General features: G+C 41.1%; 13 protein-coding genes. 6 read left to right on the forward strand and 7 right to left on the reverse strand.

The window, feature by feature from the left end:
• Positions 1–67: 67 nt before the first annotated feature.
• A complete protein-coding gene (locus HGR01_RS14000; protein WP_045870548.1) occupies positions 68–883 on the reverse strand; it encodes a carbon-nitrogen hydrolase family protein in 816 nt (271 codons plus the stop codon).
• A gap of 385 nt (positions 884–1,268) precedes the next feature.
• On the opposite strand from HGR01_RS14000, the gene HGR01_RS14005 reads away from it, so the two are divergent.
• The 6 genes from HGR01_RS14005 (at position 1,269) to HGR01_RS14030 (ending at position 8,194) form a co-directional block, all read left to right on the forward strand.
• Positions 1,269–1,862, forward strand: coding sequence for a MarC family protein (locus HGR01_RS14005; protein WP_045870547.1), 594 nt, complete (start codon positions 1,269–1,271; stop codon positions 1,860–1,862).
• Between the two features lie 555 nt (positions 1,863–2,417).
• Positions 2,418–3,161, forward strand: coding sequence for a tetratricopeptide repeat protein (locus tag HGR01_RS14010; protein ID WP_045870468.1), 744 nt, complete (start codon positions 2,418–2,420; stop codon positions 3,159–3,161).
• A 409-nt stretch (positions 3,162–3,570) separates the two neighbouring features.
• On the forward strand, positions 3,571–4,434 hold the full coding sequence (locus tag HGR01_RS14015; protein ID WP_045870467.1) for an SDR family oxidoreductase: 864 nt from the start codon (positions 3,571–3,573) through the stop codon (positions 4,432–4,434).
• Positions 4,435–4,919: 485 nt separating this feature from the next.
• Positions 4,920–6,299 carry an APC family permease gene (locus HGR01_RS14020; RefSeq protein ID WP_045870546.1) on the forward strand — a complete coding sequence of 460 codons (1,380 nt, stop codon included), beginning with the start codon at positions 4,920–4,922 and terminating at the stop codon, positions 6,297–6,299.
• Positions 6,300–6,505: 206 nt separating this feature from the next.
• On the forward strand, positions 6,506–7,123 hold the full coding sequence (locus HGR01_RS14025; protein ID WP_045870466.1) for an SAM-dependent methyltransferase: 618 nt from the start codon (positions 6,506–6,508) through the stop codon (positions 7,121–7,123).
• A 261-nt stretch (positions 7,124–7,384) separates the two neighbouring features.
• On the forward strand, positions 7,385–8,194 hold the full coding sequence (locus HGR01_RS14030; RefSeq protein ID WP_045870465.1) for an SDR family oxidoreductase: 810 nt from the start codon (positions 7,385–7,387) through the stop codon (positions 8,192–8,194).
• Positions 8,195–8,354: 160 nt separating this feature from the next.
• Here the strand turns inward: HGR01_RS14030 and HGR01_RS14035 are convergent, their stop codons facing one another.
• The 6 genes from HGR01_RS14035 to HGR01_RS14060 form a co-directional block, all read right to left on the reverse strand.
• The gene (locus HGR01_RS14035) at positions 8,355–9,176 is read right to left on the reverse strand and encodes a HEAT repeat domain-containing protein (protein WP_045870464.1); all 822 of its coding nucleotides are present in this window, start codon (positions 9,174–9,176) and stop codon (positions 8,355–8,357) included.
• Between the two features lie 51 nt (positions 9,177–9,227).
• Complete coding sequence (locus HGR01_RS14040) at positions 9,228–10,058, reverse strand: HEAT repeat domain-containing protein (protein WP_045870463.1); 831 nt, start codon at positions 10,056–10,058, stop codon at positions 9,228–9,230.
• Positions 10,059–10,177: 119 nt separating this feature from the next.
• On the reverse strand, positions 10,178–10,666 hold the full coding sequence (gene cpcA, locus HGR01_RS14045; RefSeq protein WP_045870462.1) for a phycocyanin subunit alpha: 489 nt from the start codon (positions 10,664–10,666) through the stop codon (positions 10,178–10,180).
• A gap of 118 nt (positions 10,667–10,784) precedes the next feature.
• On the reverse strand, positions 10,785–11,303 hold the full coding sequence (locus HGR01_RS14050; RefSeq protein ID WP_045870461.1) for a phycocyanin subunit beta: 519 nt from the start codon (positions 11,301–11,303) through the stop codon (positions 10,785–10,787).
• Positions 11,304–12,038: 735 nt separating this feature from the next.
• Positions 12,039–12,245 (reverse strand): hypothetical protein, encoded by a 207-nt coding sequence (locus HGR01_RS14055; protein WP_045870460.1) that lies wholly within the window; start codon positions 12,243–12,245, stop codon positions 12,039–12,041.
• A 311-nt stretch (positions 12,246–12,556) separates the two neighbouring features.
• Positions 12,557–12,814: a phycobilisome linker polypeptide gene (locus HGR01_RS14060; protein WP_045870459.1), complete on the reverse strand. Its 258-nt coding sequence runs from the start codon at positions 12,812–12,814 to the stop codon at positions 12,557–12,559.
• Positions 12,815–12,818 lie beyond the last annotated feature (4 nt).

Below are 12,818 nucleotides of genomic sequence, written 5' to 3' on the forward strand. Positions count from 1 at the left end.
GCGAAGACCATAATTTGATTCTTCCTCCTCTGCATCCTCTGCTCCCTCTGCGAACGTCTATTATCGATTAGCTGAATACGCGATGTTGCAAAGAAGGCATTTGACGGCGGACTTGTTCTAGGCGAGTGGGTCGAATTTCGGCGATCGCAATTCCGGGTTTCTCTCCGGCATCAGCTAAAATCGTACCCCAGGGGTCGATAATCATGGCGTGTCCGTGGGTTTGTCTTCTGGCGTAATGGGTACCTGTTTGGGCAGGAGCAATGACATAACAGGTGTTTTCAATTGCTCTGGCTTGGAGTAATGTTTGCCAATGATCTTTACCAGTAAAGGCTGTAAAGGCAGCCGGGACAAAGATGACATCGGCTCCTTTGTCTGCCAGGTGTCTGTACAATTCTGGGAAGCGGACATCATAGCAAATCGAAAGTCCCAAATTACCCAAGTTTTCGGAAACATACACAGGTGGTAGCTGTGTTCCAGCCATGACTGTGCTTGATTCTTGATAGGTGTTACCATCTGGGACATTCACATCAAATAGATGTACTTTGTAATAGCGAGAAAGTTCTTGACCGTTGGAGTCTACAAGTATGGTTGTGTTATAAAATTTGCCTGTGTGCTCTACGGGAACTGGAAAACTACCGCCCAGAATAGTGACTTGAAAGCGCTGGGCCATTTTTTTCAAGAATATTTCGCTTTCCCGTGCGATCGCTTCTGCTTGTGCAAGTTTGTCTTTTTCTTCCCCCATAAAAGAAAAGTTTTCTGGCAAACTCACCAATTCAGCACCCCGACGCACGGCAAGTTCAATTAATTCTTCTGCCTGTGCTAAGTTTTTGTATAAATCAGGCACACTGGTTAATTGGATAGCAGCTGCTAAATAAGGCTTCATAGATTCCACAAACAGTAAATATGTGCGAGGTAGATTCTCAAATATATCGTTACCAGAGGCAGCGGAAAAGCCCACAAGTTCTAGGGATAAGATGACAGTTGTTTTAGCAACTGTAGGGCTGAGGAAATACCAATAAATTCATTATCTAGCAATTAGGGTAAGGGCGCTTCGTTAGCAGTATGCGTGACTCAAAGTCTTGCTAGTCATTGGGTTTGAGATTTTTATTTTTTTTAATTACAAGTCATTTAGTGAAATATGCATCTTTATTACTTTTGTTTAAGTAATTGATAATACCCTGTCTACATTTCAATCTTTCTCTGGATGATAGAAAATAGGACACATTTCAAGGTAGGTTGTTATCAAACCTTGATAAATGCGGTCTACTGTGGATACCTCAGCTCTTGTTCAAACATTTATTGCTGTATTTGTGCTAGCAGATGCGGTAGGTAATATACCCATAGTGCTGATTTTGACCAAAGGTATGACCCCAGAAGAAAGAAACAGAGTCATAGATAAAGCGATTGTCGTTGCGATCGCAGTTCTGTTGCTGTTTGTGTTCACTGGGCAATTAATTTTGACCTATTTGGAAATCAGCATGGCATCTTTGCGAGTAGCTGGGGGACTATTGTTGCTATTAGTTGCTTTGCAAATGTTGCGGGGAGAATTAGATACGCCCATTTTAGAAGAAGGTCGTGATGTTGCAATTACGCCTTTAGCTTTACCATTACTAGCCGGGCCGGGAACTTTAACAACAGTCATGTTATTAACCTCACAATCGCAACTGCCCTATCTCGGTGTAGTTTTAGGTATTGTAGCGGCAATGTTTATTAGTTGGTTAATTCTGCGTTTGGGAACCTATATTGACAAGTGGATTGGTGCTGAAGGTGGAGTGATTATAACTCAGTTGTTTGGGTTTCTATTAGCGGCGCTAGCAGTAGAAATTGGTAGTACAGGAATTCGGGAATTATTTTTGAAATAAATAGTTGTAACTTCTAGGTTGTTGATTACTGAGTACCGCACTATTTTTATCTATTTATAAACAGTGCTATCAGTGAGTAGTGCGTAGGATGCGTTACGCTATCGCTAACGCATCCGCGCTAAAGCTTTGCGTGCGCTACTACAAAATACTGAGTCTTTTTCAGCAATCAAATCACATTTTTATATAACTCATCAGCTATATAAAGATGAATAAAAATAACTTACTCTTCTGTCTTGTTGGGGTGACACGAATTTTGAATTTTGAATTCTCGATAAGCTTGAAAATGGCAGAATATAGCTTTAATACTAATAGTTATGGATAGAATAAAGGTCTTTAGGCATTAATTTAAGTATAGCTACCGAAAAATTTAAATAAGTCGTTTTTTTTACTTATAGATTGTATTGTTACCACTGAATATGGTATATTTTTCTTATCTTTGGGAAAAAATTAAATTTATATAAACCAAATAAAAAATTAATAAAAATCGTGTACTTTGATACTATATTTTAAGAGAAATAAGTTTTAGCATCATCTTATGAATTCTGTAGGTACAGCATGGTCTTACGGCGCTGCTTAGTTGCCTCTAGCTTTATCACTTTCTCTACATTTGGCTGTGGTAATTGGGCACATTCAACAGCAAATAACACCACACAAGTTGTACAAGAAAGTAATATTTCCCAACAGCTAATTGGTACACAATCACCACAAAAGGCGGCAGAATTTTTAAAGCAAGCTAATAGCTTACTAGATGCACGTCGTTATCAAGATGCGATCGCAGCATTCGATCAAGCGATCGCAATTGAACAGAACATTCCCGAAGCTTGGATTAATCGAGGTAATGCGCTAACGTCTCTACAGCTTTACAAAGAAGCGATCGCATCCTACGATCGGGCGCTGGCTTTAAGACCTGACAAAGATGTCGCTTGGTATAATCGGGGCAATGCTTTAACCTCATTGCGACTCTACAAAGATGCGATAGTAGCCTATGATAGAGCGATCGCCCTCCAGCCGAAAAAATCCGAAGCTTGGATTAACCGAGGAATAGTCCTAACAAAACTGCAAAGTTACGCCGAAGGTTTGAAATCCTACGACACTGCGATCGCGATTCAGCCCAATATGCACCAGGCATATTACAATAAGGCTTGTTCTTATGGTTTACAAGGCAATGTAGACCAAGCAATTCAAAACCTAGAAAAAGCAATTAAGCTGGCTCCGAATAAATATAAAAAATTGGCGAAAACAGACACAGATTTTAATAAAGTACGTAACGATAAAAAATTTCAACAGCTAATTAATTAGTCAATATAAATATAAATGTAGGGGAGCCAGTTGCGTGGGCAGGTTTCCCGACTTGAGCAAACTGGCGTTGTGTTGTCGCGCAACGCACCAGCAACCATTTCCGCTAATTTTCTCATAGAGAACTCCACAGAATGATTGATCCAAAAGCTGTCATTGCGAGCGAAACGGAGTGTAGTGAAGCAATCCCAATATTTTGCGGTTGCTTCATTTCGCTTCCCTTCTCCTGACGGAGACGCTACGCGAACGGGACGCTACGCGAACGCTACATTCGCAATGACAATTGGGCATTTCTTTTTGTGGAGGTCTCATACCAGTGTTTTTTCGCCCTGATTAACTATTTATCTACCGCCAAAATTATGGGAATTGGTATAAATTAATATTGGCTGTATATTTAAATTTTTATATAAATATGAAAAAATTGCTAGTAACTGGAGCCAGTGGCTTTTTAGGATGGCATATTTGCCAGCTAGCAAAGCCAGAATGGGAAGTTTATGGTAATTATTTTGCTAATTCATTAACAATACCTGGCATCAAAACCTTAAAAGTTAATTTAACAGATTTTCAAGAATTAAAGCAGATATTTAATGATATAAAACCAGCCGCAGTAATTCATACTGCTGCTCTTTCTCAACCTAATTTTTGTCAAAACAATCCTCAAGAATCATACGCAATTAATGTCACCGCATCTTGCAATATAGCTGGACTTTGTGCTGATTATGCAATTCCTTGTGCTTTTACCTCAACTGATTTAGTATTTGATGGCTTAAATGCTCCCTATCAAGAAACAGATTCCGTAAATCCTTTAAGCATTTATGGTGAGCAAAAAGTTCAAGCAGAAATAGGGATGTTAGAACTATATCCTCATACAGCAGTATGCCGTATGCCTTTAATGTTCGGCATGGCAACACCTACAGCTAAAAGCTTTATACAGCCATTCATAGAAACATTACAAGCAGGTAAAGAACTAAGTTTATTTATCGATGAATTTCGCACCCCAGTAAGTGGTAAAACTGCGGCTCAAGGGCTGTTATTAGCATTAGAAAAAGTCCAAGGTTTGATTCACTTGGGTGGTAAAGAAAGAATTTCGCGTTACGATTTTATGCGTCAATTAGTAGAGGTATTTGAAATTCCCAATGCTCAACTTAAAGGCTGTCGCCAAGAAGATATCAAAATGGCAGCACCTAGACCAAAAGATGTATCTTTAAATAGTTCTAAAGCATTTACATTAGGTTATCAACCATTATCTATCAAAGAAGAATTAGCAGCCTTATAACCAGTCAAATAATGTTTGCGACACATCAATAATATTATAGAAGACACGGCACTGCTGTGCTTCTATAATCTGTCGCAATACTTGTCGGTTAAGGGGAAAAGGGACAAGAAAAAACCTTTAACCATTACCCTTTTCCCCTTTCCCTCACAATTATTGAGATTGTTGTCACTTTTAAATCACATTTGCTTGTCAAACTGAAATAAACGCAGATTTCAAAAGTAAGTAGGTCGGCGAAATTGAAAATAACTGGCTGAGACTGTCATTCTGAGACAGTTCTGATGCCTTTGGCAAGGCGCTTTACGCTTTGTCATTGGTAAATCTTTCTAGCATATTGACGTTTATCAACATAGTTTATTTGATTTCCACCGTCTTACTTAATTATCAATGAAGAAACTTAAATTTTCAGCTTGATGTTGGCAATAGCGCTTTTTGAAGCGTACTGCTAAGTGTTGCATAAGCTCAAATTACTATTCGTGGGAACTGATGTGAAGAGACAACAAAACTACAGCAATTTACAAGAACGTACCCCTATAGCTTCAGCTGCAGCACCAAAGCAATCATTAGCTTTATTAGATGCTGTTGCGCTGATTGTGGGGATTGTTATTGGTGCAGGAATTTTTCAAACTCCGGCATTTGTCGCAGCGAATGCTGGTAGCGATATCAATGTCTTACTGCTGTGGTTACTTGGTGGTGCGATTTCTTTGGTTGGGGCATTGTGCTACGCAGAATTAGCAACTACTTACCCTGATGTTGGGGGAACTTACTATTATTTGAAACGTGCTTTTGGACGTTCAGTTGCTTTTCTGTTTGCCTGGGCAAGAATGACAGTAATTCAAACTGGTTCTATTGTCTTATTGGCGTTTGTTTTTGGGGATTATTTCTCTGGGTTATGGCTGCTAGGGCCTTATTCTTCTTCCATTTATGCGGCGATCGCAATTATCCTGCTGACAGGTTTGAATATTCTCGGTTTATACCCTGGTAAATGGACGCAAAACTGGCTGACTGCGGCGAAAATACTCGGTTTACTCCTAGTGGTGATGATTGGAGTTACCGCTAATAACCCTACAACTCTGCCAACTCCCACCACTTCCACAACTTCAACAAACTGGGGATTGGCAATGGTATTTGTCTTGCTGTCCTTTGGTGGCTGGAATGAAGCAGCTTATATCTCAGCCGAAATTAAAGATAGAAGGCGCAATATGGTGCGATCGCTAGTTTGGAGTATTGGTATCATCACCACTATTTATCTGCTCATTAATTTGGCATATTTACGAGGCTTAGGATTAGCAGGAATGGCTAAATCTGAGGCTGTCGCCGCCTCTTTAATGGATCGGACTGTGGGGACATCTGGAGCTGTATTTCTCAGTATTTTGGTAGCAATTTGTACTTTAGGAGCCATTAACGCCACCATTTTGACAGGCGCACGCAGTAATTATGCCCTAGGGCAAGATTTCTCGATGTTTTCCTTTATGGGAAGTTGGCAACAACAAAAGGAAACGCCTACTCAAGCCTTAATCATCCAAGGTGCGATCGCTTTATCATTGGTGTTTTTAGGCACAATTGCCCGCAATGGTTTTGAAACAATGGTGGAATACACCGCACCAGTATTTTGGTTTTTCTTCCTACTGTCTGCGATTTCATTATTTGTTTTACGCAAACGAGATGCTCAAATAAATCGACCTTTCCAAGTGCCATTTTATCCTTGGATTCCCTTGCTGTTTTGCATTATTTGTGGGTACTTGCTTTACTCCAGCTTGGCGTATACAGGCATCGGGGCAATAGTTGGGGTTTTAGTTGTAGGCGCAGGTATTCCCTTGTTGTTGTGGAATAATTACCGACAACGTTCGTTAAGAGACTTGCGATAAATAGGCAGGGGGAAAATTACAAATTTCATCTGCATAAATTGGTGATTTTTTGTGAGTATTTCGCTGATAACTCAAAATTAATGCTCAATCAATCTTCAATATTTCATCAACAAATTTAATTTTTCAATTCTCTGCACTTTTGCATAAACTTTCCAACGCTTATTTGTTTTTTGCGGGAATAACTAACAATTACAAAGGAGAAAATCATGAAATTACAAAGAATTGCGCTTTTATTAATTACCAGCGTTAGTATTGCTAGTTTAGGTGTTTCTGGATGCACTACAGTACGTAATTTTGAAACAGATGCCCAAACTTCTACTCCTACTACTACCCCAGTACAACAAGTAGAAACCGATGTTCCCTATGTCCCAACTCCCCAACCTGTAGTAGATGCGATGTTAAAACTAGCAAAAGTGAATAGTAATGATGTCATTTACGACTTAGGTAGTGGCGATGGCAGAATTCCCATCACAGCAGCACAGAAATATGGGGCGCGTGGTGTTGGGATAGATATAGATCCACAACGCGTGCAAGAAGCAAAACAAAATCTCCAAAGCGCTAAAGTAGGCGATCGCGTTGAGTTCCGCCAACAAGATTTATTCCAAACAGATTTAAGCCCAGCTTCGGTAGTTACTCTCTATTTACTACCAGATATCAATTTAAAACTCAGACCCAAGTTATTACAAGAACTTAAACCAGGTACCCGCATTGTTTCCCACGCTTTTGATATGGGCGATTGGAAACCTCAACAAGTGCAACAAGTAGACGGTAAAACTATTTACCTCTGGGTAGTTCCTGACAATGTTCCTGCGAACCTGCGGTAAGTAGTCAAAATTATTTACTTTTGCAGCAGTTTTTGTAGGGTGGATACGAAATTTAAGTAGTGTCCATCCCAATACTTGTCGGTTAAGGGGAAAAGGGGAAGGGGAAAAGGGGCAAGAAATAAACCTTTAACCCTTACCCTTTCACCTTTTCCCCAAACCAAATTAAGAGTTTAAAATCCTTAACCGAGCAGTATTGGTGTCCATCCTATGATAACGGCGTTTTTTTAGTTAATAGGAATCTCTGTGAAAGGAAAAATTACTATGAAAGGATTAAAAGGTAAAAATGTTTTAATTACCGGAGCAAGTTCTGGTATTGGTCAAGCGATCGCTATTCGCCTAGCCCAAGAAGGATGTAACATCGCCATTAATTACCGCAAAAGCTTAGAAGAAGCGGAAGATACAGAAGAAATGGCGATACAAAAAGCTTGCGGAGATATTAACAATTGCAGTGTTCAATCATTACCAATTCAAGGGGATGTTTCTCAAGAAGCAGACATTATTGAGATGGTAAATACCGTTATCGAAAAATTTGGTAGTTTGGATATTTTAATTAATAATGCGGGAATTCAAAAAGAATGCCCTTCCCATGAGTTAACAACAGCAGATTTTGATCAAGTACTTGGGGTAAATTTGCGGGGTGCTTACCTTTGCGCTCGTGAGGCGATTAAACATTATCTTTCACAAAACCGTTCTGGTGTAATCATCAATATTTCTAGCGTTCATGAAGTTATTCCCAGACCAATGTATCTCAGTTATTCTATTAGCAAAGGTGGGATGGAAAATCTCACTAAAACTTTAGCTTTAGAATATGCGAACCGAAGTATTCGTGTTAATGCTATTGCACCAGGAGCCACAATTACACCTATTAATGAAGCCTGGACTGACGACCCTGAAAAAAAAGCGGTTGTAGAAAGTCATATTCCGATGAATCGTGCAGGGACTGCTGAAGAAATGGCAGCTGCGGTGGCTTTTTTAGCTTCTGATGAAGCAGCATACATCACAGGTCAAACGCTATTTATTGATGGGGGATTAACTCTGTATGCCGATTTTCGGGAAGCTTGGTCTGCGTAGGGACTTGCAACTAAAAAATATAATACCGCTCCTTATTCTCTCTGCATGAGATCATAATTAGCCTGAACCAAAAATTAACTCGCACTACACCTTTAAGAAGTTAGTATGGGCTAATTTCTGATTCAAGCGAAAATTCAGGACTGAAATCCTGATGAGAAAATTATTCATCCGAATGTTGAGCGATCGCTACTGCCAGTTGTTCATAACGGCGTGGATCGCCTTCAGCAAACACTAACCGCTCTTGCCCTTTGCGTCCATAAAGATCTTCCATAATCTTCTGCCAGTCCATAGAGGACAAGGGTGAAGGGCGATTTTCTATATCTTGGGTGGGAATAGTCGCTGTTATTTGCTGGAGTTCTTGCTGTGCCAATAAGACACGGGCACGTACTGGCCAACTCTCTTCTTTAGCAGCAATTTGCTCAAAATTTGACAGAATTTGCGATCGCCAATCTGGATGACTCACAGCAATTGCGTTGGCAAGGAACTGTAAGCCAACGATGGCTGAATAGCGTACCACCCACTCTTCATCTTCCTGAGCTACAAATAGCAAGGCTTCCATTGCTTCTGCTTGGGCAATTTCTAGCAGTTCCTCTGGGAACCAATGCCATTTCATCATTCCTAATCCCTTTGCTGCTGCCCGCCGAACACTCAGGGCAAAGTCAGCGGTAGCTGCGCCTAACAAGGTGACTAATCCTCTAGGATCGCCAATTCCTGCTAGGGTGCGGATTGCCCAAGATCTGGCTGTGTAGTTATGCATATCCAGCAGTTCCAACAAAGATGGAACTGCTGGTTCGCCAATTTGGATTAACCCATCGACAGCTGCAACAGCTGCACCTGGATTGTTATAGCTCAAGGCAGCAATTAGGGTGGGAATAGCTCCTTCTAAACGGGCGGCTGCCAGATTTTTGACAGCTTCTTGTAAAAGGATAGAAGAATTTGCGTCTTCTACTGCACGAATTAGACTATTGAGGGAATCAGGCATGAGGAAGAAGAGAAGCGATAAGTTCTACCTTTTCCATTTTCGCTCTTTCTGCTACAGTAACGCATCCATTAGTTGCATCACTTTAATTGCACCAGGGGATAAATCTTCTGGTTTTGTCGGTTGGAATTGCTTTTCGAGTAAACCTTTGAGAGATATTAACTTCAAGCTGTTTTCTGCTAGGGTATCAGCGATCGCTTCTGCTGCCGGTAAATAGCCAATCGCCCCTAAATCTGAAAGTACTGCTCGACGTAGTTGCAAATCATCCTGAGCAAGTGCCTGTACTAGGCGATCGCCATACTGATTGTAACCTGCAGTTGATTCTGAGGTTAGCTGATACATTGCTCTGGCTGCGGCATACTGAATCCGAGGCACAGTATGCTCTAAAAATTCTTGAATAATGGGAATTGCATCGCTTGCCCCCAATGTTCCCAATGCCTCTATGATGGCATCGAAGGGTTGGGTGAGTTGGGGTGGCTCTGGTGCTGGTAATGTTCCCGGAACTTGATCGTTGAGTAATTCGATTAGCCTGGGAATGCTGGATGAGTCGCCTAACATTTCCAGAGATTGGGCTGCAGCTTCACGCACATAGAAATCCGAACATTCCAGCGCTTTAATTAATGCAGGAACGGCTCGCTTTTCTCCTAATTTTCCTAATGCTCTGGCTGCATTGCGCCGCAGGGGATAGCCACCAACATTAGTGCGATCGTCTTCGTCTTCTAATGCTTGAATCAACACATCAATGGCTTCTGGAGCATCCACTCGAAACCGCCCTAACCACCAAGCCGCATAAACGCGCAATCCTAAATCTTCACCTTGGAGATTCGCGATCGCTTGTTCTACAGTTAATTGGTTATCGTCCTGGATATTAGCTGCGTTTTCCACTTTCTGTTCCTGTTCTCTATGCCCTCTGACAAATGCCTATACATGACAATGCCCGGAGAGGTAAACAATCACTAACTTCTGTCAGTCATTGTATACCCCTCCGGGCAACAACATCTTAACTAGCTTAATGCGTTGATAGCGTAGTCGATGTAGGAGTTTGCTTCAACAGCAGGATCTCCACTTAAACCGTGGTTAGCTTTGATGTATTTCAAAGCTTCAACATACCAGCTGGGAGATAGATCAAATGTGCGGTTGATTTCAGCAATACCACCAATTAGGTAATCATCCAATGGGCCTGTACCACCAACAACTAGGCAGTAGGTAACCATCCGCAAGTAGTAGCCGATGTCACGAACGCACTTGTCTTTGCCGGTTTGAGTAGAAGCAAAGTTGGGGCCGTTTTGGCTGGTGGTGTAGGGGAATTTGCTGTAAACAGCATTAGCAGCACCAGAAGCTAAACTAGAAGCCTTTTCGGTTAATGCTTTTGCAGCAGCTAAACTAGCAGAAGCTTGACGGAAACGACCAAATGCGGTTTGGATTTCGGTGGAGCTCAGGAAGCGTCCTTGGGAATCAGCAGCAGCTACTGCTTCGGTCAAAGGGGTTTTCATGATCAGATTTTCTCCCAATAATCTTTTTTGATGAAATAGCTTTTAGCAATCGTTTCAGTTATCTAAATATCTGAAACCGCTCAAAAAATCGATTCCAAAAAATCGATGATATAGCTGACTAAGCAACAGCAGAAGCAGCCTTATCGAAGTAGCTTGCAACTTCAGCCATTAAGCTGGCACAATCGCCTCTGGTAATACCATTGGTGTCGCCTGCGATCGCTAGAGCAGCATCTTTCATCTTTTGAACGCCAACTGCTACGGAAGAACCGGGAGTTCCTAGAGCCAAATAGGTTTCTTTTAAACCGTTGAGGCAGCGATCGTCTAGAACGCTGGCATCACCTGCGAAGATTGCATAGGTAACGTAGCGTAAGATGATTTCCATGTCACGCAAGCAAGCAGCCATACGACGGCTGGTGTAAGCGTTACCACCAGGAGCAATCAACTGAGGCTGTTCTGCAAATAGAGAACGAGCTGCATTTGCCACAATTGTGGAGGAGTTGCCGGTAATACGGTTAACAACGTCCATGCGCTTGTTGCCATCAGCAACCAAAGCACTGAGAGCATCTATTTGAGAACCACTCAGGTATTCACCTCGAGCGTCAGCTTGGGAGACTACTTTTGCAAATGCGTCTAACATACACTCAATTTCCTAATTAGTTTAGTCGAGTATGGCTTGGATTAGGTTAAAACCCAGTTTGATAGAGCTAGGCAATACAGCTGCCCCAGTAGCCCGATCAACTAAAAGCAGTAGCTTTAATCACTGCTGAAACCTTCCGCTTATTCCCTTAAGGAAATTTGAAAGATTTTTTAATTCTTAAACAATTGAAAAACTTCACTCATTTAAGATGGATGGAAAACCTGCTTCTTTTCTGTGAAGCTTTCCATTACTTGTTTATACTATATCGTTGGATCGTTTGTTTATTACGAATTGTCAAGTTAGTCATACTAAGAGGCTGAATTGCTTAACCAGTAAGGCTTTTGCCTTTATTAACAAAATTTTTAATGCTTAACACTTATTAATTAATACTCGATCGCTTTAACTTTCCAGTTATGGCAGCGTAGCCAGATACCTTGATTTTCAGCCTAATTCAAAATGATAGCTTAAATTAAGAAGTATTAAGGAACTGAGTTTTTAATTTACATTCCCTGGGCTATTTTGTTTGGTTAATGAGTTTCACAATCATGAAACTATGCAGAATGACTACAAACCGCTTACCTTTGCATCAGCAGGCGTGATCTGAGTGAAAGAATGCGATCGCTCCCCCTGAGTTCGCCTGTACAAGCATCAATACAGAATTCATTATTTTTCTGTTCCCCGTTCCCTATTCCCTATCTCCAAAAATCAATTGAATAATGCAACATTAATTAATGATTAAGATTTAGTAGCAGTCCAACCTTTCTTGATCAATGCCAAAAAGGTAGTAATGCCTTTAGAAAATCCGTGAGGATCAGGCAGAACATACTCTGGGAAGTCTTCATAAGGTCGCCACTCTTCAGATGAATTATGCCGCAAGTACAATACTCGCTCGTCTCCTTCTAATTTCCAGAGCATTTCACCGCCAGTTGGTATTTCAGACATGGCTTTATCCTATTTTGCAAACAAATATACTCATAAGGATTGTCCAGAGTCAAAAGTCTAAGCTTATCCTTGACTCTTAACGACCCAAACAAGATGTAGGTGCAATTTATGGGAATTTAGTTTGGGGAATAAGGTGAAAGGGTAAAGGTTAAAGGTCTTTTCTTACCCCTTTCCCCTTAACCTTTTCCCCATAACCGACAAGTATTGCGCTTTTAGTCACTATGCCAACATCAATAAACGGGCGTGGGAAATTAATATTTTCCACGCCCGCAGATATCATTGATGATTGCTGTTAACTTTCCGATGCATTTTCAGTTTTCTGATGCATCTTCAGTTGGATTTTCACCTGCAGGACGGATGTTAACAATTCTGCCGCCTAAGCGGGTGATGCGACGCATCTCTTCATTCATCCGGCTGTAAGGGACTTGAATCTCAATCGTGCTGCTATTGCGAATCTGATAACGATTGTTATCAGTTTGCTCGTTCTGGCGCAATCCTTCTACTTCGTAAACAAAGACGCGATTGTCTGAACCGGAACTAGATCTTCTGGTCAATACAGAACCTAACATATAT

Source organism: Tolypothrix sp. PCC 7712 (assembly GCF_025860405.1).
Lineage (GTDB): Bacteria > Cyanobacteriota > Cyanobacteriia > Cyanobacteriales > Nostocaceae > Aulosira > Aulosira diplosiphon.